Below are 24,374 nucleotides of genomic sequence, written 5' to 3'. Positions count from 1 at the left end.
GGAGGTGAGGGGGGTGTTTTCGGCCGGGAGGCACCCCTGGGGGCCAGCTGGTTTGCTCGGCTGGGGGTGGGAGGGGGTCAGAAGATGCGGATGGCGGCTTCGGCGGGGGCGTGCAGGAGGGGTTCGATCTCGTCGTCGAGGCGGAGGAGAGTCAGGGAGGCGCCGGCCATGTCGAGGGAGGTGCAGTACTCGTTGACGTAGCTGCGGCCCACGGTGATGCCGCGGCCGGCGAGTTGCTGGTGTGCGTGGCGGTAGAGGATGTAGAGCTCGCTGATCGGCGTACCGCCCAGGCCGTTGATCATGAGGGCCACCCGGTCGCCGGAGCGGTAGGGCAGGTCGCCGGCCACGGCTTCGAGCATGTCGTCGACGATGGCGTCGGCTGACTTGATGCGGCGGCGCTCGCGGCCGGGTTCGCCGTGGATGCCGACGCCGAATTCGATCTCGTCGGCGCCCAGTTCGAACAGCGGTGAGCCCTTCGACGGCGGGGTGCAGGCGGTCAGCGCGACGCCCATGGTGCGGGTGACATCGTTGACCTTGCGGCCGATCCGGAGTATCTCGTCCATGTCCGCGCCCTGTTCGGCGGCGGCGCCCACGGCCTTGATCACGAAGAAGTTGCCGGCCACGCCGCGGCGGCCGACCGTGTAGGTGGAGTCCTGCACTGCCACGTCGTCGTCGACGGTGAGGATCTCCGCGCGTACCCCGTCGGCCTCGGCCATCTCCTTGCCCATGTCGAAGGCCATCCGGTCGCCGGTGTAGTTGTTCACCAGCAGCAGCACGCCCTTCGGTGAGGCCAGCAGCTTCGCGGTCTCGTAGACGTAGTCCATCGGCGGCGCGGCGAACACGTCACCGGGGCAGGCCGCGTCGAGCATGCCGCGGCCGACCGCCATGACGTGCGCCGGTTCGTGGCCGGAGCCGGAGCCCTGGACGATGGAGACCTTGTCCTCGCGGGGCGCGTCGGTCCGCATGATCAGGTTGTAGGCCGGGACGTACCGGAGTTTGTCCGGGTTGGCCAGGGCGACACCCTCGAGCATCTCGGCCACGTAGTTCTTCGGGTCGTTGACGAACTTCTTCATGACGTCGCTCCTCGCCGTTGCCAGGTTTCACTGATCCGCTCGACGATGACCGCCACCGCGACGGCTCCCGCGTCGGCCGAGCCTCTGCTGCGCTCGCCGGTGTACGACGCGCGCCCCCGTTTCGCGACCATGCCGACCGTTGCCTCGGCCGCCTCCCGGGTGACCGCCGCGGCCGCCCGCAGCGCCTTCTCGCCGTCCGCCCCGCCGGCGAACTCCCGTTCCAGGCAGTCGGTCATCGGCACGAGGGCGTCCAGCAGCGTCTTGTCGCCGACGTCGGAGCGGCCGCGGGTCTTGATCCCCTCGATGGCCGCCCGCAACATCACCACGACCTGTTCACCGGAGAGATCCGCGGGAGAGGAACCGGCAGCTGCCCCGGCGCGCAGGAAGGCGGTGCCCCAGAGCGGCCCGGACGTGCCGCCGACCCGCGACGCGATGACCATCCCGGCCCGTTTCAGGAACGTGCCGGCGTCGCTGCGGTCGATGTCGTCCCAGCCGTCGAGCAGCTTCTCGAACCCGCGGGCCAGGGAGTAGCCGAGGTCGCCGTCGCCGACCACGGCGTCGAGGTCGCCGAAGTACTTCTCGTTCTCGACAGCGGTCTCGGCGATCGTACGGACCACCAGCTCCACGCCCGGCAGTGCGTTGCCGCTCATCGGTGCCCTCCCAGGCAGGCGCGCAGGTCGTCGAGCGTGAGGTAGCTCCCCGGGCGCGCCCTGCTCCGGTTGGCCAGCACTTCGATCGCGGGCCGGCCCGGGTCGCCGAGTTCCGACACGACCAGCAGCGCCTCGCTGAAGTCCTCGTCGCGGGTGTAGCCGTTGACCGTCACCAGGCAGGCGAGGCCCGCGCCTACGGCGGCGAGCAGCCCGTTGCGGGAGTCCTCGACGACGAGGGTGTCCGCCGGGTCGAGGCCGAGCCGGTCGACCGTCAACTGGTAGATCGCCGGGTCGGGCTTCTTCGCCGGCACGATGTCACCGGCGAACACCGGGATCCGTGCGGCGGCCGCCTGTCCGGCGGTGTTCGCGAGCACTGCCCGTACCGAAGCCTCTGCCGACGTCGACGCGACCGCGACTGTCCATCCTGCCCGGAGTGCGTCCTGGATGATCCGGGCTGTTCCCGGCCTGGCCGGAATCCGGCCCTCGGCCACCAGCCTGGTGAAGGTCGCGGTCTTGGCCCGGTGCCAGGTGCGGAGCAGATCGGTGCGGTCGGCGTGCCCGGCGGCCTCGGCGAACCGCGGATCGGCGAACAGCGACGCCATCCGCTCCTTGCCGCCACCGATCCGCAGCTTCTCGGCGTAGTCGTCCTCGCTCCACCGGACCGGCAGGCCGAACTGCGCGAAGGTGGCGTTGAAGGCGGGCAGGTGGCCGTGCCGTTCGGTGTCGGCCAGCACGCCGTCGCAGTCGAACACGAGGGCGGTCACCACGCCTGCCCCGATCCGCCGAACAGCCTGATGTGCCGGCGGGCCATCTCGGCGACCGCGGCCCGCTGGTGGCGGAACAGCGCCGGCGGATCCCACTGCCCGGCCTCCTGGAGGAACTCCAGGCCGGAACGCATGAACGTCTCCTTGAGCGCGGTGGAGATGTTGACCTTCGCGCAGCCCCGGGCGATCAGGTCGGTGAACTGCTCGTCGGCGAGCCCGGTGCCGCCGTGCAGGGCCATCGGGATGCCGGTGGCCGCGACCAGGTCGCTGACCCGCTGGGCGTTGAGCACGGGCGCCTGCTTGTACTGGCCGTGTGCGTTGCCGATCGCCGGGGCGAAGCAGTCGACGCCGGTGCGCTTGATGAAGTCGACGGCGACTTCCAGGCTCTGCACCATGGGCGCGTAGTCGTTGCCGATGTCGTCCTCGACGCCCTGGATCCCCTCGATCTCGCCCTCGACGTGGGCGCCCGCCCGGCGCGCCTCGGCCACCACCTCGGTGGTCTGGCGCAGGTTCTCCCGGACGTCGAGTTCGTGGGCGTCGAAGAGCACCGAGTTCCAGCCGCCCCGCAGGCAGTCGGAGATCACCGTGCGGTCCGGGCAGTGGTCCAGGTGCAGGGTCACCGGTACGGACACGTCGCGGGTGAGCGCCTGGAAGATCCCGAACAGCTGGGGGCGGCCGTACATGCGGACGGTCTTCACCGAGGTCTGCAGGATGACCGGTGCCCGTTCCTGCTCGGCCGCCGCGAGCACAGCCTCCAGGGTCAGGTCGTTGACGATGTTGAAGGCGGCCACCCCGTAGCGCCCGGCGAGCGCACGATCGAGGATGTCCTTCATGGCGACGACGGGCATGACGCCAGTCAAGACCCGCGCGCACGCCCCACGGTATGGGGAGAATTCCCCACCCAGCCGTTGTCCATGGCGGTCACGACCGCCGCGGTGCGGTTGGAGGTGCCGGTCTTGCGCATGATCGCGGCGACGTGTTTGTCCACCGTCTTGGTGGACAGCCCGAGCCGGCCGGCCATCTCGCGATAGGTGAGCCCCTGCCGGAGCAGCCCGAGGACCTGCGCCTCCCGCGGGGTGAACGGCGCCGGGACGGACACCGCGGGGGCGCCGGGCAGGAGGGCGCGCACCGGTACACCCCGGGGATCTCGCCGCCCGGACTCGACGATCGCGGCGGCCGCCGCCTGGCTCAGCGCCTCCAGCCGGTCGACGCCGCGCGGCGAGAGCGCACTCGCCGAGGGGGCGAACACGACGTTGACCGCGATCACGTCACCGCGCCACCAGATCGGGATCGCGGCTGCCGGCCCCCGGCGCGCCGGATGCGCGGCGGCCAGATGACCGGCCCGGATCTGGCCGTAGTCGGGGATCAGAACCGGTCGTCGGCTGCCGAACGCGCGACCGGTGGCACCCTCGTCGAGAGCGAACGAACTGCCCAGCCGGCAGGACACACCGAACTCGGCCGCCTTGACGTAGCACCCGCGGCTCACGTCGACGAGCGACACGCTGCCGGCCACCGAACCCGTCAGCCGGCCGGTGTGCCGCAGCAGGCGGCGCAGCACCGGGGCCATGCGGAGATCACCGAAGACGTCGGCGACCGCCTCGTCGAGACGGAAGGCCTCCGCGGCGGAGCCGCTCACGTGCGGCGACATACCGTCGAACCTAGGGGCGCCCACCCGGAAAAATCAACGGCAAGACCATCAATGGGTACGACCGGACGACCTCGTTCCCGCCCGGATACCGGCACGGCGCCGGCCGTCGTGCACGCCGGGCGCGTCACTTCTGCGGTATTCGTGAAAACCGGGAGCTGCGTTTCCTTCATGATCTGAATATGTCCTTCCGGGGTCATGTCGTGTTGACAGTCGTCAATTGCGGGCATCTACTGGGCTGGTCCCGCACCCCCCTCGCGGTGCGGAATTCGCTCCCTGGAGGCGTCGGTGCGCGCACGGCTACGAGGAGTCCTCTCAGCTGCGACAACATTGGTTCTGGCGGCGGTGGCCGGCGGGTGTGCCGGGTGGGGCGGGACCAATACCGGGACCGGTGCCGACAGCATCAGCGTGCTTATGGTCAACAACCCGCAAATGATCGACCTGCAACGGCTGACGGCAGATCATTTCACCGCCCGGACCGGAATCGGCGTCAATTTCACGGTGCTGCCGGAGAACGACGTCCGCGACAAGATCAGTCAAGAGTTCTCCAGTCAGGCCGGTCAGTACGACATCGCGTCGCTGAGCAATTTCGAGATCCCGATCTACGCCAAGAGCGAGTGGATCGCCCCGCTCGACGGTTACATCGCGGCCGACGCGCAGTTCGACCAGAGCGACGTCCTGGCACCGATGACACAGTCGCTGAGCGCCGAGGACGGCAAGATCTACGGAGAGCCGTTCTACGGTGAGTCGTCGTTCCTGATGTACCGCAAGGACGTCCTCGACCAGCAGGGCGTGGAGATGCCGCCGAAGCCGACCTGGCAGCAGGTCGCCGACATCGCCGCCCGGGTCGACGACAAGGTGCCCGGGATGGCCGGGATCTGCCTGCGCGGCCAGCCCGGCTGGGGCCAGGTCTTCGCACCGCTGACCACAGTGGTGAACACGTTCGGCGGCACCTGGTTCAGCGCCGACTGGCAGGCGCAGGTGGACGCGCCCGAGTTCAAGCAGGCCACCCAGTTCTATGTGGACCTGGTCCGCAGCCACGGTGAGATCGGGGCGCCCCAGGCCGGCTTCACCGAGTGCCTGAACAACATGGTCCAGGGCAACGCCGCCATGTGGTACGACGCCACGAGCGCCGCCGGGACGCTGGAGGCGGCGGACTCGCCGGTCAAGGGCAAGATGGGCTACGTCGCGGCGCCGGTGGTGAAGACGAAGAGCTCCGGCTGGCTGTACGCGTGGTCCTGGAGCATCCAGCAGGCCAGCGAGAAGAAGGACAACGCCTGGAAGTTCATCTCCTGGGCGTCCAGCCGGGAGTACGAGGAGCTGGTCGGCGCCCAGATGGGCTGGTCGCGTGTTCCGGCGGGCAAGCGGGCCTCGACGTATGAGAACCCGGAGTACCTGCGGGAGGCCGGCGCGTTCGCCAAGCCTCAGCTGGAGGCGATCGCCAGTGCGGACCCGGTCAACCCGGGGGTGCAGCCGCGGCCGGCGATCGGCATCCAGTTCATCGACATCCCGGAGTTCACCGACCTCGGCACCCAGGTGTCGCAGCACGTCAGCAGTGCGATCGCGGGCCGGATGAGCGTCGACGAGGCGCTGGAACGCGGCCAGGAGCTGGCGGACGACGTCGCCGAACGGTACCGGGCCCGGCAGGGCTGACCGTCAGCTCCACGGCTCTCAGCCCCTGGAAGGAGAACAGCGCATGACTCTTGCGGTGGAGAAGACCGGCCAGGAGCAGGCCGGGCCGAGCCCGTCGGCGGCGGGCGAGATACGAACCGCTCGCTGGGGACGCCGAGCACCGCTGCTGCCCGCCCTGATCTTCATGATCGTGGTGACGCAGCTGCCGTTCCTGGCGACGCTGGTGATCTCGTTCATGGACTGGAACGCCTATTACCCGGACGAGATCGGCTTCGCCGGGTTCGCCAACTTCGGCCGGGTCCTCACCGACGTCAACATGCGCGAGGCGGTCTGGACGACGATCATGCTCACCGCGTCGGTCGTGATCCTCAGCCTGCTGCTGGGGCTCGGCATCGCCCTGCTGCTCGACCGTAAGTTCCGGGGGCGCGGCGCTGTCCGTACCATGATGATCGCTCCTTTCCTGGTGGTGCCCGTCGCGGCAGCGCTGCTCTGGAAGCACGCCCTCTACAACCCCGAGTACGGCCTGTTCAACGGTGCGATCACCTGGGTGTGGGGGCTCTTCGGCGCGGACCCGCCGCAGCCCGACTGGATCAGCTCGATGCCGCTGCCCGCGGTGATCGTCGCCCTGGTCTGGCAGTGGACGCCGTTCATGATGCTGATCCTGCTGGCCGGCTTGCAGGGCCGGCCGCTGGACGTCATCGAGGCGGCCCGCATCGACGGTGCGACGACCTGGCAGATCTTCACCAACATGACGCTGCCGCACCTGCGCCAGTACATCGAGCTGGGCGGGCTGCTGGGCTCCATCTACGTGGTGCAGAACTTCGACCACGTCTTCACGATCACCTCCGGCGGGCTCGGCACGGCGAACCTGCCCTACGCCGTCTACCAGACCTTCTACAACGCCCATGACTACGGCCGGGCCTCGGCGGCGGCGGTCGTTGTCGTGGTCGCCACCATCATCATCGCCACGTTCGCGCTGCGGACCGTGTCGACCCTCTTCAAGCAGGAGACAGGCCGATGACGTCGATCACCGATACCGGCCCGGTCCCGGCCACCCGTACCGAATCCGGCGAGCCGCGCCGGCCCCGCAAACCGCGCAGCGGGCCGCTTCTCTCCCTCGCCGCCTGGGTGGTCGGCCTGCTCTTCGTGCTGCCGGTGGTGTGGATGGTGCTGACCTCGTTCCACAGCGAGGCCGACGCCGCGACGAACCCGCCGTCGGTGCTCGCCCCGCTGACGCTGGAGGGTTACCGCGAGTTCTTCACCGGCGGCGCCAGCCCGTGGCCGCCCCTGCTGAACTCCCTGACCGCGAGCCTGGTGTCCACGGTCTTCGTGCTGCTGCTGGCGATCCCGGCCGCGTACGCGCTGTCGATCAAACCGGTGAAGAAGTGGACCGACGTGATGTTCTTCTTCCTCTCCACCAAGATGCTGCCGGTCGTCGCCGGCCTGCTGCCGCTCTACCTCTTCGCCCAGAACGTCGGTCTGCTGGACAACATCTGGCTGCTGATCCTCTTCTACACCTCGATGAACCTGCCGATCGCGGTCTGGATGATGCGCTCGTTCCTGATCGAGGTGCCGGTGGAGATGCTGGAGGCCGCCAGCATGGACGGCGCCGGCCTGGCCCGGACGCTGCGCTCGGTCATCGCACCGGTGGTCATGCCGGGCATCGCCGCGACCTCCCTGATCTGCTTCATCTTCAGCTGGAACGAGCTGCTGTTCGCGCGGGTCCTGACCGCCACCGTGGCCGAGACCGCGCCGGTGTTCCTGACCAGCTTCGTGACCAGCCAGGGGCTGTTCCTGGCCCAGCTCTGCGCGGCGGCCTTCATCGTCTCGCTGCCGGTGCTGATCGCCGGCTTCGCCGCCCAGGACAAGCTCGTCCAGGGCCTGTCGCTCGGCTCGGTCAAATAACACGGCCCGGCCCGGCTCCCGACCACGACCCCGGAGGGCACCATGACCGCCCTGACCGCAGCGACCCTGACGGATCTGCCCGCCGAGGTACCGCGACCCACCTACGACCGGCGGCGGTTGAGCACCGGCATCGTCCACTTCGGTGTCGGTGGGTTCCACCGCGCCCACCAGGCGATGTATCTCGACCGGCTGATGAACGCCGGCAAGGCCCTCGACTGGGCCATCTGCGGTGTCGGCGTGATGCCCGCCGACCGCCGGATGAAAGAGGCCCTCGACGCGCAGGACGGCCTCTACACGCTCGTCGTCAAAGCACCGGACGGCACGATGGAGGCGCGCGTCATCGGCTCCATCCGCGAATACCTGTTCGCCCCCGACGACCCCGAGACCGTCGTCGCCAAACTCGCCGACGACGCCACCCGCATCGTGTCGCTGACGGTGACCGAGGGCGGCTACAACTTCTCGCCCGTCACCGGAGAGTTCGACGAGTCCAACCCGGCCGTGCGGCACGACCTGCAACCCGGTGCCTCGCCCACCACGACGTTCGGGCTGATCACCGAGGCACTGGCCCGCCGCCGCGACCGAGGCGCACCACCGTTCACGGTCATGTCCTGCGACAACATCCAGGGCAACGGCGACGCCGCCCGGCGCAGCTTCGTCGCGTTCGCCCGGCTGCGCGATCCCGGGCTCGCCGACTGGATCGCCCGCGAGGTGTCCTTCCCCAACTGCATGGTGGACCGGATCACCCCGGTCACCACCGAGGAGGACATCACCGAGGTCAGCGGCCGGTTCGGCATCGAGGACCGCTGGCCGGTCGTCTGCGAGCCGTTCACCCAGTGGGTGCTGGAGGACGACTTCACCGTCGGCCGGCCGCCGTTCGAGGAGGCCGGCGTGCAGCTCGTCGAGGACGTCGAGCCCTACGAGCTGATGAAGCTGCGCCTGCTCAACGCCAGCCACCAGGCACTCTGCTACTTCGGCCACCTCGCCGGTTACCGCCTGGTCCACGAGGCGTGCCAGGACAAGCTGTTCGCCGCTTTCCTGCTGGCCTACATGGACCGGGAGGCCACCCCGACGCTGGAACCGGTACCCGGCATCGACCTCACCGGTTACCAGCACAACCTGATCGACCGGTTCTCCAACGCCGCCGTACGCGACACCATCGCCCGCCTCTGCGCCGAGAGCTCCGACCGCATCCCGAAGTGGCTGCTCCCGGTGATCCGTCACAACCTCGCCTCCGGAGGTGAGATCCATCGCTCCGCCGCCGTCGTGGCCAGCTGGGCCCGGTACGCCGAGGGCGTCGACGAACAGGGCGAGCCCATCACCGTCGTCGACCCGCTGCGCGACACCCTGATGGCGAACGCCCGGCGCCAGCGCGAGGACCCGCTCGCCTTCGTCGCAAACCGGCAGCTGTTCGGCGACCTGATCGACGACGCGCGGTTCGTCGCGGCGTATCGGCGGGCGCTGGCATCGCTGCACCGCAACGGTGCGCGGGCGACGCTGGAGCAACTGGTGGCTCCGGCCGGCGGCTGACCCCGGGCCGCCGGGACCGCAACGATGAGGGGGCGCAACGGCGATCGGGGGATCCACATGAGACGGGCGAACGAGACGTGTTCAGCCGTCGGCGCCCTGGACGGCTCCTAGTGCGGGCCGCCTGCTACGGAGTGCGAGCGTCGCCGGCACCACGGCCGCGATGACGGCGACCACGGCGCATGCGCCGACCGTCGCGGCGATCGCCTGCCAGGGCAGGACGATCGGGGACCGGACGGACAGCGCTGCCAGCGAGCCCTGGATGCCGAGCAGGTTGACCGCTGTCACGATCAGGCCCAGGACCGCGCCGACCGCCACGACCGTCACGGCCTCCACGGCGGCCAGGACCAGGACCTGCCGTTTCGTGGCGCCGGCGAGCCGCAGCAGGGTGAGGTCGCGGACCCGGTCGGAGGTTGCCATCACCATGGTGCCGGCCAGCGCGATGCCTGTGTAGATCAGCGCGATGCCGAGCACCACCAGGAAACCCGCCCGGGTCTGGCGGCTGTTGCCCGGCGACGCCGATCGGATCCATTCGGCGCGGGTCCGCACCGTCGCCCCGGCCGGCTGCAGAAGAGCCCGGACCGCCGCAGTGCCGGCCGGCTGCGAAATGGCCCGGGCTGTCGCCGCCCCCGCCGCGGCGTCACTGGCCCACGTGATCTCCAGCCGATCCGTCACGGCTCCGGGAGCATTACGCCGGGTCACGTAGACGCCGTTGCTACCCGTGCCGGTCGCGATCACCGCGACGATCCGCAGCGACACCTTCGTGCCGTCGCCCAGCCACACCTCGACGCGTTCCCCGACGGTGTGCCGCGCCCACTCCTCGTTGACCACGATGCCGTCGTCGTCGAGGTCGGACAGGCTACCGGCCACCACCGGCAGGTTCCGCGTGGTGACGAGTTCCCGTGCCTCGACCGCCCGCGCATCGGAGCGCACGAGGGCAACGCCGTCCTCGAGGGCGTAGACGGTAGTGGCCGCGCTGGCCGTCACCGCAGCTCCGGGCACCTGGCGGACCTGTTCGACCGTACGGTCATCGAAGTCACCCACCGCGATCAGATCCGCCCGCGTCTGGTCCCGGATCTCGGCCCGCTTCGCCTCGTTGATCGTCGCCGTCGCACCCAGCAGCGACCCCGCCAGCGCGACCGTGACCAGCACCGGGGCCGCGATCGCCGCCGTGCGGCGGACTGCTGCGGCGGCGTTCTCGCGCACCAGCATGCCGATCGCACCGGGCAGCCGGGGTGGGATCAGCCACCGCACCAGGACCGGCGCGAGCAGCGCGACCGCCGTGATCAGCACCATCGGCTGCGTCGTGTAGGTCTTGCGGTGCAGCGCCTCACCGGGATCGGCGATCATCCGCCAGAACAGCATGCCGAGTCCGCACACCAGCAGCCCGGCACCGGGAATCCACCGCCCCGGTGGCATCGCCCGGCTGTCCACCGACGCTTCGCTCAGCGCCTCCACCGGGCGCACCCTCCCGGCACGCACCGTCGCGGCCAGGACGCCGACAAGCGCGACGATCAAACCCAGCCAAAAGGCCATATGGTACGGCCAGAGCTGCGTGCCGATCCGGAACCAGGACGGTGCCAGTTCTTCCTGGACGAGCAGGCTCGCGAGCCGCGGTGCGCCGTACGAGCCCAGCACACACCCGGCCGCCGACGCCACAACGCCGACCAGCAGGGCCTCCAGGAACATCATCCGCCGGACCTGTCGCGGGGTGGCGCCGGCGGTCCGGAGCAGGCCGATCTCGCGGCGCCGCTGGGCGACGGCGAAGGCGAACGTCGACGCGACCACGAAGACTGAGACGAACGTGGTGACACCGCCGGCGGTGCCGAGCAGCGCGTTCATGGCGATCAGGGCGTCGCGGTCACGGTCGGGCTCCGGGTCGGCGCGGTGCCGGTCGTCGCCGGTGAGTACCTGGACGCCGGGGCCGGCGATCGTCCGGATCAGGTCGGGGGCGGCCCGCACGACCAGGTTGTCGATGCGGGGGGACAGGTTCGCGGCCTCGTCGTCGGTGAAGAACATCGGCGCCTCGAAGGAGGAGGGCGCGACCACGCCGACGACCGTTCGCCGGCCGAGCCCGGCCGGGGTGTACACCTGCACCGCCTCGCCCACCAGGGCGGGAGCACCGGCCAGCACGACGTCGCCGGGCCCGCGGGGCTCGTGCCCGGCCACGATCCGGTACCCGCCGAACCCGGCGACCGACCAGGGGTGACCGACCAGCTCCCCGACGCCGGCGACATGGAGGGGGAACGACCGGTCGGCCACCGTGTGCGCCCTCGCGGCGAGCGCCGCAGCCAGCTCAGGCGCCACGCCGCGCGGCTCAGCCAGCGGCTGGACCCGATCGCCGATCGCCGATCGCACGCGCAGCTCGTCCGCGCCGCGCACCACGACTGAAGCCCCGGCGAAGCGCTCGGGTCGCTGCGCGGGGGCGTCGAACGTCGACGCGAGACCGAGTCCCATGGTGGCGATCAGCGCGACGCCGAGCGCCAGCGCGACGAACGTGCCGACGAGCGTCACCCAGCGGGTCCGCAGGGTACTGAGGGTCACGGTCAGCACGCGGCGGTCTCCAGCCGGGTCATCCGGGCGGCGACGGTTTCGGCGGACGGCGACGCCAACTCGCCGTTGAGGCGGCCGTCGGTGAGGAAGAGGACGCGGTCGGCGTACGAGGCGGCGAGCGGGTCGTGGGTGACCATCACGATGGTCTGGCGCGCTTCGTCCACCATGGACCGGAGCATCGTCAGCACGTCACGGCCGGTGGTGGAGTCGAGGGCGCCGGTGGGTTCGTCGGCGAAGAGCACGTCGGGCTGGGTGATCAGCGCGCGGGCGATCGCGACGCGCTGCTGCTGGCCGCCGGACAACTCACTCGGGCGGTGCCGGGCGCGGCCCGCGAGTCCTACCCGGGCCAGGGCGTCGACGACCTGCGAACGGCCGGGCCGGCGACCGGCCAGGCGCAGCGGCAGTGCCACGTTCTGCGCGGCGGTGAGAGCGGGCAGCAGGTTGAAGGACTGGAACACGAAGCCGATGCGCTCGCGGCGCAGCAGGGTCAGCCTGTTCTCGCTGAGCGCCGTCAGGTCCGTCCCGCCGAGCAGTACCGTGCCCGCGGTGGGGCGGTCGAGGCCCGCGGCGCACTGCAGCAGCGTCGACTTGCCCGATCCGGAGGGGCCCATGACGGCGGTGAAGGTGCCCTCGGCAAAGGAGAGGGAGAGGTCGTCCAACGCGGTCACCGCTGCGTCACCCGAACCATGGGTGCGGGTGACCGAGCGGAGCCGGATCGCGTCACGGGTCATGGATCAACCCTGGTGCGCGCGCACGCCGGGCGCAGTCTCCCTGGCGCGACTCTTGGAGGTAGCGCGGGCGCTACCCGCTACGGTGTCGCGAATGGGAGCGCACACCGTGTGGCAGGCCCTGGGCCGGCCGGATTTCCTGCGGTCCGGCTGGCCGCTGCGCTCGGTGGGGTACCTGGCAGTCACCGGGGTGACCGGGTTGGTCACGCTCGCCGTCGCGGTGGTTCTGTTCGCCGCGGGCGGGCTGCTGGCGGTGGTGGTCGTGGGCGTTCCGCTGCTCGGTGCGCTCGCCCTGCTCGGCCTGCCGGTGGCGGGCATCGAGCGCTTGTCGTTGCGGCTCGTCGACACCCGGCCGGTGCCCGGCGCGCACCGCCTGCCGCCGGAGCCGGGTCTGTCCTCGTGGCTGCGTACCCGGTTCACCGAGCCGGTCACCTGGCGTGAGCTGGGTTTCGCCGCCCTGGTCATGCTGGTGCTGTGGCCGATCGACCTGCTCGCCGTGGTGCTCGGCGTCACGGTGCCGCTCGCGCTGCTGGCCACCCCGGTGCTGTTCGCCACGGTCGGTGAGGGCGAGCGGGTGAACGCGCTGAAGGCCTACGCGGTCACGTCGTGGCCGGCTGCATTTGCCACTTCCGCGGCGGGGGTGGTCACCGTGGTCGTTTTTCTGTACGGGCTGAGCCTGCTCGCCGCCCTCCGGGGAGCACTGGCACGGGTCCTGCTGACCCCGGCCGGGCCGGGGGAGCGGGTCACCGAGCTCACCCGCTCCCGGGTGCGCCTGGTCGACGCGTTCGAGGCCGAGCGCGGCCGCATCGAGCGCGACCTGCACGACGGCGCCCAGCAGCGGCTCGTCGCGCTCACCATGATGCTCGGGGTTGCCCGGCTCGACGCCCCGCCGGGACCCTTGGCGGCGCAGTTGACGCGCGCTCACGACGAGGCCGGCAAGGTCCTGGTCGACCTGCGGGAGCTGATTCGGGGCATCCATCCGCCGGTGCTCACCGATTTCGGCCTGGCGGAGGCGATCATCGATCTCGCGGCCCGATCACCGATCCCGGTCGACGTCCGCCTCACGCTGCCCCAGCGCTTCACCCCGGCGATCGAGTCGGCGGTCTATTTCGTCGTTGCCGAGGCACTGTCGAACATGGTGAAGCACTCGGGCGCCGGCCGCGGCGAGATCACCGGCGGCTACGCGCGAGGCCGCCTGACGGTCGGCGTCCTCGACGACGGCTGCGGTGGTGCCGGAACTGACGCGGGGACCGGACTGCTCGGCCTCGGGGACCGAGTGGCCGTCGCCGGTGGCAGACTGTCGCTGTCCAGCCCGCCGGGCGGACCCACCCGGATAGTCGTGGAGATTCCTTGCCGGCCGCTTTCGAACCCCGCGACGAGCCCCGCGACGAGCCCCGCGACGCTTCCGAACCCCGCGACGCCGCCGGACTCCGGATAGTCCTGGCCGAGGACAGCGTTCTGTTGCGGGAGGGCTTGATCGGCCTGCTGGCGCGGTTCGGCCACCGGGTTGTCGCCGCGGTCTCCGACGCCGGTGGCCTGCGTGAAGCCGTCGAGCAGCACGATACCGACGTGGTCGTGACCGACGTGCGCATGCCGCCCGGTTTCAAGGATGAGGGACTTCGCGCGGCAGTGGATCTGCGCCGCACCCGGCCCGGTCTGCCTGTTCTGGTGCTCAGCCAGTATGTGGAGACCAAGTACGCGACGGAACTGCTGGGCGCCGGGGACGGTACGAGCGTGGGTTACCTGCTGAAGGACCGGATCGGCCAGGTTGAGGAGTTCCTCGACGCGCTGGATCGGGTGGCGGCCGGTGGCACTGTCGTCGACCCCGAGGTGGTGCGGCAGATGCTGCGGCGGCGGCGGAACCCCCTCGAACCGCTCACCGTCCGTGAGCGGGAGGTGCTGGCGCTCGTTGCGGAGGGGCGGTCGAACGCCGCGATCGCCGCGCGACTGGTGGTGTCGGACGCGGCGGTGGCCAAGCACATCCGCAGCATCCTGCACAAGCTCGACCTTCCTCAGACCGAGGAGAGCCATCGGCGGGTGCTCGCGGTGCTCACCTTTCTCCGCTCCTGAGGGTAATGTGACCCAGGTCACGCGCCCTGGTGAACCCCTGTCGATCATCCTGTCGTCTTGCTGATCGTGAAACGAAGTCTGAACGCGGCTGACGAGGACGAACTCGTCCGCCGCATCGCTGCCGGGGACCGGCGCGCCTTCGACGAGCTGTACCGGCGCACGTCGCCGTGGCTGCTCACGCGGTTGCGGCGCCGGTGCACCGATGACGACGTGGTCGCCGACGTGATGCAGGAGACCTACCTGGCCGTCTGGCGGGCGGCGGGCAGCTTCGCCGGTGCGGCTTCGAACGGCAGCGCGGTCGGCTGGCTGTGGACCATCGCCGCTCACCGCCTCGTCGACGCGTTCCGCCGGCGGGCCCGGCAGAACCAGCTTCCGGCGGTGCCGCCGGCCGAGGCGTTCGCCCCCGCCGCCGAGGACGAGGTCATGGCCGGGCGGGTCGGCCAGGAGCTGGAACAGGCTCTGCTCGTGCTCCCGCCCGAGGCCCGGCAGGTGCTGCGGGCGATGGTTCTCGACGGGTTCTCGGTGCGGGAGACGTCACTGCTGCTGGGCCTGCCGGAGAACACGGTCAAGTCCCGGGCCCGCAGGGCCCGGATCGCTCTTCGGGAGGCGCTGTCATGACCACCCATCCGAGCCCCGCGGTGATCGCCCGCTACACCGACCGGGAGACGGACCTCGACGAGGTCACGGTCTGGTCGGTCGAGGTGCACCTGGAGGACTGTGCGGACTGCCGCGCCCTGGTGGCCGCCAGCACGACCGACGACACCCGCGCGCTGCTTGCCGGCATCGCCGCCGGACTGGACGACCACATCACCGCCGGGCCGGATCCCGAGCGGGTCAAGCGCTGGTCGGCGGTGCGTAACCGCTGGCTGGTCTGGCACCTGGTGCCGTGGACCGTCATGACGCTGACGGTCCTGGTCTGTGCGGTCTTTCTCCAGGCGATACAGCCGAGCCTGCCGTCGCTGGTGTCACTGCTGGCGCCGGTAGCGCCACTGCCCGGGGTCGCGATCGCATGGAGCCGGCGGCGCGACCCGGCCTGGGAGGTGATCGCGGGAACGCCACAGGCCGGACTGGCGATGCTGCTGCGGCGTACGGCCGGCGTGCTGGCCGTGGTGGTACCGGCGCTGGCGTTGGCGAGTACCCGTACCGGAGTCTCCTTGGCCCTGACGCTGTTGCCCTGCCTGGCTTTCACCGCCGCGAACATCGCCCTGGGCGCCTTCATCGGCGTCCGCCGCGCCGCCATCGGCCTCGGCGTCCTCTGGACGACAACCGTCGTGGTGCCCGCCGTGGGCACCGCCGACCTGCCGGCCGCCCTCGAACCTGGCAGCACGCCCGCCTGGGCGCTGCTCACCCTCACCCTGGCCGGCATCGCCGCGACCCGGGCCGACAACTTCCGCCGGCTGACCAGCCGCAACTGAAAAGACCCGATCGGAGAAAAGATATGCGTACGGTGAGCGCGGCCGAAACGGCCCCCACCATCCACCCCTGGGCGGTCCACGCCGAGGGTCTGCGGGTCCGTGCCGGGCGGCACGTGGCAGTTGACGGCCTCGACCTGGCCCTCGGCACCGGCGTTCACGGGCTGCTCGGGCCGAACGGCGCCGGCAAGACCACGCTGATGCGCGCCCTGGCCACCGTGCTGAAACCGGCCGGCGGCCGGCTGGCCCTGCTCGGTGAGCAGGTCGACGGCCGTGCCGACCTGCGGAAGGTACGCCGGGGGCTCGGCTACCTGCCGCAGCAGTTCGGTTTCTACCCGCGGTTCACGGTGCGGGAGTTCGTCGAGTACATGGCGTGGCTCAAGGAGATGCCGAAGGCCGCCATCCCCGGTGCGGCACAGCGGGCCGTCGAGCGCGTCGGACTCGCGGCCAAGGCCGGTGCGCGGATGAAGACCCTGTCCGGCGGCATGCTGCGCCGGGCCGGCATCGCGCAGGCGATCGTCAACGACCCGGAGGTTCTGCTGCTCGACGAGCCCACCGTCGGCCTCGACCCGGAGCAGCGCCTGGACTTCCGCGAGCTGCTGCGCGATGTGGGCGTCGACAGCTGTGTGCTGGTCTCCACCCACCTCGTCGAGGACGTGGTGGCCGCCTGCAGCGACGTGGTACTGGTCAACGAGGGCCGGCTGGTCTTCCAGGGAACTCCGGACGACCTGGTCGCACAGGGCAGCGAGAACCACCCCGGCGACAGTCCCGCCGAGCGGGGTTACTCCGCGCTGCTGCGCCAGCACCGGGCGGGTGCGGGCCGATGAGCCGCATCCTGGGTATCGAACTGCGCCGCTCCGCGGCCCTCGGCGCCGCGCTGATGCTGCTCACGATCGGTGTGGTGGCGATGTTCTTCCTCGACGAGGGCGCGTCGTTCATGAGCAGCTGGATGCAGCTCGCCATGACGCAGCGGCTCTATCTGGCGGTGCTGTGGCCGCTCGCGCTGGCCGCCGGCGCCTGGCAGGCCGGACGCGAGCGCCGGTCGAAGGTGGCCGAGCTCTTCGGCAGCACCCCCCGCCCGGTGCCGCAACGGACGGTGCCGACGCTCGGTGCGATGGCTGTCGCGGTGGTCGCCGCCTACCTGGGGATGCTGATCGCCGGCGGCGTACCGATCTTCGGTACCGCCGAGTACCTGCCGGCGGCGGTGTTCGCCGTGATCGCTGTCGGCGCGCTGGCGCTCGTCGCGGCGGTCTGGCTCGGCCTGGCCGTCGGGCGCCTGCTGCCGTGGCCGGTCACCGCCCCGGCGCTGGCCGTGGCGGGCCTGGCACTGTTGCTGTTCATCCCCTTCCTGACCCGCCCGCGAGGGTGGCTGGCCCTGGTGTTCTCGCCGATCTACGAGATGAACATGCCGGACAGCTACGCCACCGTTCTTCCCCGGGTGAGCGTGTCGCAAGCGGTCTGGTTCGCCGCGCTGGCCATCGCCGCCGTGCTGCTGTTCGGGTCCGAGGGCCGTCGCGGCCGCCTCGCGGCGCTGCTGCCCGTCGTGGTGGGCGCCGCCCTGGCGATCACCGTCATGCCGCACAGCAACCGGCTGGTCAACCAGTCGCTCGACCCGGTGGCCCGGGAACTGGTGTGCACCGAGGACCTGCCGCGGGTGTGTGTCAGCCGGGTGAACTCCGGAATGCTGGCCGAGGTGACCGCGCCGGCCCGGGAGGGCCTGGCGGTCCTGGCGAAGCTGCCGGGCGCGCCGGCCGAGGTGCACGAGGACACCACCACGTACTTCCCTGAGAATTACCCGGAGTGGCGGACCGACGTGGTGCTGCTCGATGTCGAGGCGGGCCCGGACGGTCATCTGCCGAAGAAGACGAGTGTGCTGGAAGGGGTGGTGGCCGGTGCCTTCGCCAGCCCGCCCCTGTGCGACGACTCCGCCGGCCCGGCGGACCGGCTCGCGGCGGCCTACTGGCTGATCGGGCGGGAGCCGGTGCCCGGCGGTACCTTCGCCGACGAGTTCAATGCCGAGGCAGTGGCGCTGTGGCACACCCTGCAGAAGCTGCCCGCCGGCGAGGTGCAGTCCCGCGTGGCGGCGCTGCGCAGCGCAGCCCAGAACTGCTCGGTCAAGCCCGGACCGTTCTTGGACAGCGCGCGATGAGGTGGCTGTCGCTGTACCTGCGATCCCGGCGCGCCCCGATGGCACTGCTGCTGACCGGCGGCTGCGCGGTGCTGATGTGGTCGCTCTGGTCGCTGTCCTCCAACGCCCGCCTCGTGGGTGTGCAGATGGTCGTCCTGACGGTGCTGCTGCTGGTGGCGGGCCTGACCGCCACCCTCGGCGGGCCTGACGACGCCCTGGAGGCCACGGCCGCGTTCTCCTGGCTGCCGCGGCGGGCCGCTCACCTGCTGGCGGCCTTCCTGATCATCGTGGTGCTGCTGCTGGCGACCCTGCTGACCGGCGCCCGTTTCGGCCCCGCCTGGCTGGTGGTCCGGGACGCGGCCGGGCTGCTCGGCCTGACCGCCCTGGGCGCCGCGACGATCGGGACGGCCCGGGCGTGGTTCCTGCCGCTGGGCTGGACGCTCGCCGCGATCCTGTTCCCGCAGTCGGAACCGGCCCTCGCCCGGATCCTGACCTGGCAGGCGCAGGAACCGGCGAGCACCGCGGCGAACGTGACGGCCGGCCTGTTCGCGCTCAGCGGCTTCGTCGCCTACGCGGTGGCCGGCCCGGCCCGGAGCGCACCCGCCGAGGCCGCCCAGCATTGATCGGCATTACTTGCCGACCTCCGGCAAGAAGGCCGCGGTGCAATTGTCCGGAGACGGACCCTGCCGGCGGCACCGGCGCTGGGCACCCTTGACGGTGCTCGGCGCCGGTCGGTGCTGAGGAGGCCGGTGGAGGGTGGTGTGGCGCGATGTCGGTACCGATCGGGGACCACGTCGGTGGTCCGGGAGCCCGTGTGACAGGGACGACAGCGACACGGACGGCGCCGGCGGCGGCGGGCACAGCGGCGCAGGCGCCGGCACTGGGCACAGCGGCGCAGGCGCCGGCACTGGGCACAGCGGCGCAGGCGCCGACAGGGGCTGGGGTGGCAGCGGCGGTGCCGGCTGCCGTCGCGGTCGATCTGGGTAGTGGGTGCGTGCAGCTGTGGGCGTCGCAGCGGGGAGTGGTGCAGGCGCCCACCGGCGATTTTTTCGGGTCCGCGGGCGTTTTGGTACGGCGTGGCCGGATCACCGACGCCCCAGGGTGCCTGAACCTGTTGTCCCGGTTGAAGGAGCGCTATCCGGAGCCGCTGACCGATGTCGGTGTTGTTGTCGCCTGCCGCCCGGTCAACGCGACCGAGGCCGACGAGTACGTCCTGCGCCGGCTGGTGACCGCGGCCTTCGAGCCCGCCCGGGTGATGCTCATCGACACCGTGAGGGCCGCCGCGGTCGGCGCGGGCGCCGCGGCTGGTGCGCTGATCATCGCCGACATCGGTGCGCAACTGACCGAGCTCGCGGTGCTTGACCGGGGCATCGTCGTGGCTGCCCGGAACCTTGACATCGGCACCCGCGACATCGCCCGGGGCGCGGGCATCGGCCTTCTCGTCGATGTGGTGGTGCGCAACCTCACGATCCTGCGCGAGGACCCCGCGGTGCGGCAAGTGGCCGAGGCCGCCCTGGCCAGGGGAATGGTCCTGGTGGGGGACGGTGCCGCCCATCCCGGCCTGCCGTCCCGGCTCTCCGTCGCGCTGCGTATGCCGGTGCACTGCGCCGCCTCGCCCCGCACCGCCGCTGTCAACGGCGCCGGGCTCGCCGCGATGGCGATGTCACGCCACCGCGGCACCTGATCGTCCCGCGAACCGGCCAGCGGCTGCGGGGCCCAGCGTCGCGCCGCCGGGCCTCGGGTGGCCCAGCGTCGCGCCGCCGGCTTCGGGCTGCCGGGCCTCGGGTGGCCCGGCAGCGGTGGCGGGTCAGCCCTCGTGTTTGCTCTGGCAGGGTACGCAGAAGCGGGCGTGCGGCAGGATCTCCAGGCGCTCGGGGTTGATCGGGGCGCCGCACTTCTCGCACCGGCCGTAGGTACCCTCGGCGATGCGGAGCAGGGCGCGGCTGAGCTGGTCGAGGTTCGCGCGGGTCGCGGTCAGCAGGGCGGCGCGGGTGTGTGCCTCGGCGGGATCGCCGGTGTCCGCCGTGAGCTCGGTGAGCCTGGCCGTCTGCGCCGCAAACTCGTCGGCGAGAGTGGCGCGCCGCGTGGTGAGCCATTGCCGGTCGGTGGCGTCGTGGATGTCGGTGCTCATCGTGAGTCGGTCCCTTTCCGGGTAACAAAAAAGGGACGAAGCCGAATGCGCTTCGCCCTTGCGGTCCACCACCATGCTTCGTCGGCCGGAACGCCTCCGACAGGGCTGTGGCGGGCATACAAGGGCGGGGCTTGGTTGCCGACGGTCGGCAATCAGATTGTCACGCGCCGAGCCGGACGCGCTGTCATCCGCGGGGCCGGCGACGCTGTCACGCGCGGGGCTGGACGCGGGGACGTACGTGGAGGGCGCTCCTCTCGGGGACGTCGGCCAGCCCGTCGGCGAGTCGCTGCATCAGCGTGGCGAGGGCGTGCTGGTCGGCGGCGGGCCAATCGTGCAGGGCCTGGGCGAAGAGGAGGGCGCCCTGGTCGTCCAGCGTTGCGAGTTGGCGGCGGCCCTCGTCGGTGGCGGTGAGCAGGGCGGCGCGTTTGTCGCCCGGGTCGCCCTGGCGTTCGATCAGGCCGCGGTCCTCCAGGCGCCGTACTTGAGGGGTGATCGTCGACTTGTCGACTCCCTGCCAGGAGGCGAGATCGGAGGCGCGGACCGGGCCGTGGGTGGTGACGGCGCGGAGCAGCGTGATGTCGTTCGTGGAGAGGGCTGCCTCGGCGGCGCCGAACAGGGATCGGCGCACGTCACCGCGATGCGCCCATCGCAGCAGGTGGGTGAATGCTTCCTGAACCCGGTGGGCGGGGGAGTCCTCGCTGTGCATGGATCACACCCTACTCGCCTAGTTGGTTTGTGCAAACCAACTATCTGGAGTATAGTTGGGTATTGCCAACTACTTGATAGGTGGTGAGATGACATGGTCACCAATGCGACCGTGCTCAACGACGCCGACCGCTCGGTGGGCGAGTTCTACCGGCTGGGCGAGTTCTCGTCCTACCCCGACGCTGCGCGGATGGTGCTGCGGCTGTTCGACTCAGGCTTCCCGGTCATGCAGGCCCGCATCGTCGACCTCGGGCCGGACCGGTCCGAAGAGCCCGGGCGGAACGAGCAGCCCGGGCGGAACGAGCAGCCCGGGCGGAACGAGCAGCCCGGGCGGATGGGGCGCGAGGGGCGCTGGGGGCATGAGGCGCGGGCGGGATTGCTCGGCGCCGGCCTCGGTGGCTGGCTCGGCACGCTGACCGGGCTCGTGCTGGTTCTGGTGCTTCCCGGCGAGGCGTGGCTGGATGTGCTGCTCGGAGCCGCGCTGATCGGAGCCGCCGCCGGAGGCGTCATGGGCCTGATCATCCACTGGGGAACCGGCGGACGCGGTGATCGCCGGAAAGTCAGCCGGTACGCGGTGGAGGTCGGCGATGCTTACGCCGACGAAGCTCTGCGTGCGCTCGGTCTCCCGCCGAACGAAGGTGGCACTGATGCACGGAGCAACCGCCGGATCGGGGCTTGAACGGCGAACGTTAGGGCGACGAGAGTCTGGGCATCCGCAGCCGCAAGCCCGAGACTGGACGTTGATCAGTCGCCGAGGATCTACGTGGGTCTGGAGGCTTGATGGAACTGGAGAGAACCGCCCTGCCCGGGATGGGCGTGTCCTACACCTTCGCCACCGCCGAGGGGCAGCGCGTCGGAGTGGTGGCTCACCTCAGCGGTCGCCGTGATCTGATCTCCTACGACAGCGAGGACCGCGAGAGGGTTCTGCACACCGCGGTGCTCACCGACACCGAGGCGCGGACCGTGGCGCAACTGCTCGGCCTGCCCGTTTTCGTGGATCAGGTGGCGGAGCTGGCCGGTGGGCTCGACGGTGTGGAGGCCGTGCGTATCCCGATCACGGCCGGCTCGCCGTACTGGGGGCGCAGTATCGCCGATACGCGAGCGCGTAGCCGTACCGGTGCATCGATTGTCGCAGTGATCCGCGACGGGACCGCCATCCCGTCACCCACGCCTGACTTTGAATTTCGATCAGGCGACGCGGTTGTCGCCGTCGGCGACGACGCGGCCACCGGCGCCCTGCGGGAAGTGCTGATCAACGGCTGAGGCGCCGCCACAACCCCGCGGGCGAGCTGATCCGAGGACGCGGGCCGGCGGCTGACGGAGGGAAACCACGCGTGCTCGTGCTGCTGACCGCTCATCTGATGGCCGCGCTGCTGGCGCCCGCACTCGTCCGCAGGCTCGGGTTGCGGGCGTTCTACGTGCTGGGGCTGGTGCCGGCCGCGGGCCTGGGGTGGGCGCTGGCCCGGACGTCCGCGATGGGCGGCGGGGGAGCGGTCACTGAGGTGTATCCGTGGGCGAGTTCCCTCGGCCTGGAGCTGGCGCTGCGGATGACCACCCTGTCCTGGCTGATGGTGCTGCTTGTCGGCGGTGTGGGTGCGCTGGCTCTGTTCTACTGCGGGCGGTATTTCTCGCCCGGCGAGCCGGGGCTGGGGCGGTTCGCCGGGGTCTTTGTCGGTTTCGCCGGTGCGATGCTGGGTTTGGTCGTCTCGGACAACCTGATCGTGCTGTACGTCTTCTGGGAATTGACGACGGTCCTGTCGTATCTGCTGATCGGCCATGACCCGGCCAGTCGTGCGTCCCGGCAGGCGGCGTTGCAGGCGCTGATCGTCACCACTGTGGGTGGGCTGGCGATGCTGGTCGGCATCATCATGCTCGGCGAGCACGCGGGCACCTATCGCTGGTCGCAGGTCGCGTCCGCGCTGCCCGGCGGCGGCTATCTGGCGGTCGCGGTGATCCTGCTGCTGCTCGGCGCGCTGTCGAAGTCGGCGATCTTCCCGTTCAGTTTCTGGCTGCCCGCGGCGATGGCCGCACCGACTCCGGTCAGCGCCTATCTGCACGCCGCGGCGATGGTGAAGGCCGGTGTCTTCCTGGTCGGGCTGCTGGGCCCGGCGCTGGCCGATGCCGCGTCGTGGCGTCCCGTGGTGCTGGTCGCCGGTGCCGTGACGATGCTCTTCGGCGGCTGGACGGCGCTGTGCCAGCACGATCTGAAGTTGCTGCTGGCCTACGGTACGGTCAGCCAACTGGGTCTTCTCGTCATCGTTCTCGGTGCGGGTTTTCGCGACGCGGCGCTGGCCGGGGCGATGATGCTGCTCGCTCACGCCCTGTTCAAGGCGGCCCTGTTCTTCGTGGTCGGCATCATCGACCACAGCGCGGGCACCCGGGACCTGCGTGAGCTCAGCGGTCTGCGACGCTCGGCACCGGTGGTCTGGGTGGCGGCCCTGCTGGCGGCGCTGTCCATGGCGGGCGTGCCGCCGCTCGCCGGTTTCGTCGGCAAAGAGGCGATCTTCGAGGCCTTCCTCGGGGGTGGCGGCTGGGAATGGGCGGTCCTGGCCGTTGTCGTCTGCGGTTCGGCGCTGACGGTGGCCTACACGCTGCGGTTCCTCTGGGGAGCCTTTGCGGACAAGCCCGAGGTCGCGGCACGCCCCGTCGAGCGGGTCGGATGGGCGTTCCTCGCCCCGGCAGCACTGCTGGCGGCGGCCGGGCTGGTGGCCGGGCTGTTCGCGCCGGTGATCGACCGGAACCTGGCCGGTTATGCCGACATCTATCCGGACGGCGGCACCTACCACCTCGCCGTCTGGCACGGTCTGACGCCGGCCCTGGGCCTGTCCGCGCTGGTCCTGACGGCCGGTGCCGGGATGTTCCTGATCAACGTCAGAACCCGGTGGTGGCGGCGGTTGCGGCTGCCCGTGCACGGGGGCGCGGCGTATGAGCGGGTGACCGGCGGGCTGGGGCGGCTCGCGGTCGAGGTCACCGGTGCCACCCAGCGTGGCTCCCTGCCGATCTATCTCGGGACGATCCTGGTGGTGCTGGTCCTGCTCGGTGGTGCGGCGCTGCTGTCCGGGCCGCTACCGGGTGGCTTCCGGCTGTGGGATCACCCGCTTCAGCTGATCCCGGCTGCGGCGCTCGTCATCGGGGCTGTGTTCGCGACGCGGGCCCGGCGGCGGCTGTCGGCGGTGGTGCTGGTCGGGGTGACGGGGTACGCCACAGCGGTCCTGTTCATCCTGCACGGCGCCCCCGACCTGGCGCTGACGCAGTTCCTCGTGGAGACCTGCACGCTGGTGATGTTCGTGCTGGTGCTGCGGCGCCTGCCGGGGCACTTCTCGGCCCGTCCGCTGGTGGCGAGCAGGCGCCTGCGGGTGGCCATCGGGGTCGCCGCGGGTGCGGTGGTCTCCGGGCTGGCGTACGTGGCGACCTCGGGCCGGCAGGCGGTCTCGATCTCCACCGGGTTCGCCGA

The 24,374-nt window shown here is 71.0% G+C and carries 24 protein-coding genes; 15 read left to right on the top strand and 9 right to left on the bottom strand.

Annotation, left to right across the window (positions count from 1 at the left end):
- Positions 1-77 precede the first annotated feature (77 nt).
- Genes dhaK through ACFQV6_RS20185 form a run of 5 tightly spaced genes read right to left on the bottom strand, consistent with a single transcriptional unit; the run spans position 78 to position 4,135 of the window.
- The gene (gene dhaK, locus ACFQV6_RS20205; protein ID WP_378029074.1) at positions 78-1,073 is read right to left on the bottom strand and encodes a dihydroxyacetone kinase subunit DhaK; all 996 of its coding nucleotides are present in this window, start codon (positions 1,071-1,073) and stop codon (positions 78-80) included.
- A complete protein-coding gene (gene dhaL, locus ACFQV6_RS20200) occupies positions 1,070-1,723 on the bottom strand; it encodes a dihydroxyacetone kinase subunit DhaL (RefSeq protein WP_378029073.1) in 654 nt (217 codons plus the stop codon). Before dhaL ends, dhaK begins: the two co-directional genes overlap by 4 nt.
- Positions 1,720-2,487, bottom strand: a complete 768-nt coding sequence (locus ACFQV6_RS20195) for an HAD-IA family hydrolase (RefSeq protein ID WP_378029072.1) — start codon at positions 2,485-2,487, stop codon at positions 1,720-1,722. Before ACFQV6_RS20195 ends, dhaL begins: the two co-directional genes overlap by 4 nt.
- Complete coding sequence (locus tag ACFQV6_RS20190; protein WP_378029071.1) at positions 2,484-3,335, bottom strand: class II fructose-bisphosphate aldolase; 852 nt, start codon at positions 3,333-3,335, stop codon at positions 2,484-2,486. Before ACFQV6_RS20190 ends, ACFQV6_RS20195 begins: the two co-directional genes overlap by 4 nt.
- 8 nt (positions 3,336-3,343) lie before the next feature.
- The gene (locus ACFQV6_RS20185; RefSeq protein WP_378029070.1) at positions 3,344-4,135 is read right to left on the bottom strand and encodes a LuxR C-terminal-related transcriptional regulator; all 792 of its coding nucleotides are present in this window, start codon (positions 4,133-4,135) and stop codon (positions 3,344-3,346) included.
- Between the two features lie 429 nt (positions 4,136-4,564).
- On the opposite strand from ACFQV6_RS20185, the gene ACFQV6_RS20180 reads away from it, so the two are divergent.
- Genes ACFQV6_RS20180 through ACFQV6_RS20165 form a run of 4 tightly spaced genes read left to right on the top strand, consistent with a single transcriptional unit; the run spans position 4,565 to position 9,196 of the window.
- Positions 4,565-5,785 carry an ABC transporter substrate-binding protein gene (locus ACFQV6_RS20180; protein WP_378029069.1) on the top strand — a complete coding sequence of 407 codons (1,221 nt, stop codon included), beginning with the start codon at positions 4,565-4,567 and terminating at the stop codon, positions 5,783-5,785.
- 43 nt (positions 5,786-5,828) lie between these two features.
- Complete coding sequence (locus ACFQV6_RS20175; RefSeq protein WP_378029068.1) at positions 5,829-6,785, top strand: carbohydrate ABC transporter permease; 957 nt, start codon at positions 5,829-5,831, stop codon at positions 6,783-6,785.
- The gene (locus ACFQV6_RS20170) at positions 6,782-7,669 is read left to right on the top strand and encodes a carbohydrate ABC transporter permease (RefSeq protein WP_378029067.1); all 888 of its coding nucleotides are present in this window, start codon (positions 6,782-6,784) and stop codon (positions 7,667-7,669) included. The genes ACFQV6_RS20175 and ACFQV6_RS20170 overlap by 4 nt, the downstream gene beginning before the upstream one ends.
- A gap of 42 nt (positions 7,670-7,711) precedes the next feature.
- Positions 7,712-9,196 carry a mannitol dehydrogenase family protein gene (locus ACFQV6_RS20165; RefSeq protein ID WP_378029066.1) on the top strand — a complete coding sequence of 495 codons (1,485 nt, stop codon included), beginning with the start codon at positions 7,712-7,714 and terminating at the stop codon, positions 9,194-9,196.
- Positions 9,197-9,277: 81 nt separating this feature from the next.
- Here ACFQV6_RS20165 and ACFQV6_RS20160 read toward each other — a convergent pair whose 3' ends face one another.
- On the bottom strand, positions 9,278-11,737 hold the full coding sequence (locus tag ACFQV6_RS20160; RefSeq protein ID WP_378029065.1) for an FtsX-like permease family protein: 2,460 nt from the start codon (positions 11,735-11,737) through the stop codon (positions 9,278-9,280).
- A gap of 2 nt (positions 11,738-11,739) precedes the next feature.
- The gene (locus tag ACFQV6_RS20155; RefSeq protein ID WP_378029064.1) at positions 11,740-12,477 is read right to left on the bottom strand and encodes an ABC transporter ATP-binding protein; all 738 of its coding nucleotides are present in this window, start codon (positions 12,475-12,477) and stop codon (positions 11,740-11,742) included.
- A 91-nt stretch (positions 12,478-12,568) separates the two neighbouring features.
- Between ACFQV6_RS20155 and ACFQV6_RS20150 the strand changes: the two genes are divergently transcribed.
- The 8 genes from ACFQV6_RS20150 (at position 12,569) to ACFQV6_RS20115 (ending at position 19,768) form a co-directional block, all read left to right on the top strand.
- Positions 12,569-13,912: a sensor histidine kinase gene (locus ACFQV6_RS20150; protein ID WP_378029063.1), complete on the top strand. Its 1,344-nt coding sequence runs from the start codon at positions 12,569-12,571 to the stop codon at positions 13,910-13,912.
- On the top strand, positions 13,909-14,544 hold the full coding sequence (locus ACFQV6_RS20145) for a response regulator (protein ID WP_378029209.1): 636 nt from the start codon (positions 13,909-13,911) through the stop codon (positions 14,542-14,544). Before ACFQV6_RS20150 ends, ACFQV6_RS20145 begins: the two co-directional genes overlap by 4 nt.
- Positions 14,545-14,610: 66 nt before the next feature.
- Entirely contained in the window at positions 14,611-15,162 is a 552-nt protein-coding gene (locus ACFQV6_RS20140; RefSeq protein WP_378029062.1) for an RNA polymerase sigma factor, read from the top strand.
- A complete protein-coding gene (locus ACFQV6_RS20135) occupies positions 15,159-15,959 on the top strand; it encodes a hypothetical protein (RefSeq protein WP_378029061.1) in 801 nt (266 codons plus the stop codon). The genes ACFQV6_RS20140 and ACFQV6_RS20135 overlap by 4 nt, the downstream gene beginning before the upstream one ends.
- A 23-nt stretch (positions 15,960-15,982) precedes the next feature.
- On the top strand, positions 15,983-16,783 hold the full coding sequence (locus ACFQV6_RS20130; RefSeq protein ID WP_378029060.1) for an ABC transporter ATP-binding protein: 801 nt from the start codon (positions 15,983-15,985) through the stop codon (positions 16,781-16,783).
- On the top strand, positions 16,780-18,105 hold the full coding sequence (locus ACFQV6_RS20125; RefSeq protein ID WP_378029059.1) for a hypothetical protein: 1,326 nt from the start codon (positions 16,780-16,782) through the stop codon (positions 18,103-18,105). Before ACFQV6_RS20130 ends, ACFQV6_RS20125 begins: the two co-directional genes overlap by 4 nt.
- Entirely contained in the window at positions 18,102-18,707 is a 606-nt protein-coding gene (locus ACFQV6_RS20120) for a hypothetical protein (protein ID WP_378029058.1), read from the top strand. The genes ACFQV6_RS20125 and ACFQV6_RS20120 overlap by 4 nt, the downstream gene beginning before the upstream one ends.
- A gap of 191 nt (positions 18,708-18,898) precedes the next feature.
- Positions 18,899-19,768, top strand: coding sequence for a rod shape-determining protein (locus ACFQV6_RS20115; RefSeq protein ID WP_378029057.1), 870 nt, complete (start codon positions 18,899-18,901; stop codon positions 19,766-19,768).
- A gap of 123 nt (positions 19,769-19,891) precedes the next feature.
- Here ACFQV6_RS20115 and ACFQV6_RS20110 read toward each other — a convergent pair whose 3' ends face one another.
- Positions 19,892-20,215, bottom strand: coding sequence for a TraR/DksA family transcriptional regulator (locus ACFQV6_RS20110; protein WP_378029056.1), 324 nt, complete (start codon positions 20,213-20,215; stop codon positions 19,892-19,894).
- Between the two features lie 208 nt (positions 20,216-20,423).
- Positions 20,424-20,921, bottom strand: coding sequence for a MarR family winged helix-turn-helix transcriptional regulator (locus tag ACFQV6_RS20105; RefSeq protein ID WP_378029055.1), 498 nt, complete (start codon positions 20,919-20,921; stop codon positions 20,424-20,426).
- 93 nt (positions 20,922-21,014) lie between these two features.
- On the opposite strand from ACFQV6_RS20105, the gene ACFQV6_RS20100 reads away from it, so the two are divergent.
- The 3 genes from ACFQV6_RS20100 to ACFQV6_RS20090 all read left to right on the top strand — a co-directional run.
- Positions 21,015-21,599 carry a hypothetical protein gene (locus tag ACFQV6_RS20100; RefSeq protein ID WP_378029054.1) on the top strand — a complete coding sequence of 195 codons (585 nt, stop codon included), beginning with the start codon at positions 21,015-21,017 and terminating at the stop codon, positions 21,597-21,599.
- Between the two features lie 101 nt (positions 21,600-21,700).
- Complete coding sequence (locus tag ACFQV6_RS20095) at positions 21,701-22,183, top strand: cation:proton antiporter regulatory subunit (RefSeq protein ID WP_378029053.1); 483 nt, start codon at positions 21,701-21,703, stop codon at positions 22,181-22,183.
- A 71-nt stretch (positions 22,184-22,254) separates the two neighbouring features.
- On the top strand, positions 22,255-24,374 hold a 2,120-nt coding region (locus ACFQV6_RS20090; protein WP_378029052.1), incomplete at its 3' end, for a proton-conducting transporter membrane subunit.

The sequence above is a fragment of the Actinoplanes sp. GCM10030250 genome (assembly GCF_042666575.1).
GTDB lineage: Bacteria > Actinomycetota > Actinomycetes > Mycobacteriales > Micromonosporaceae > Actinoplanes.
The sequence above is the reverse complement of the archived record's forward strand: the minus strand, read 5'-3'. Positions and strand labels throughout refer to the sequence as shown.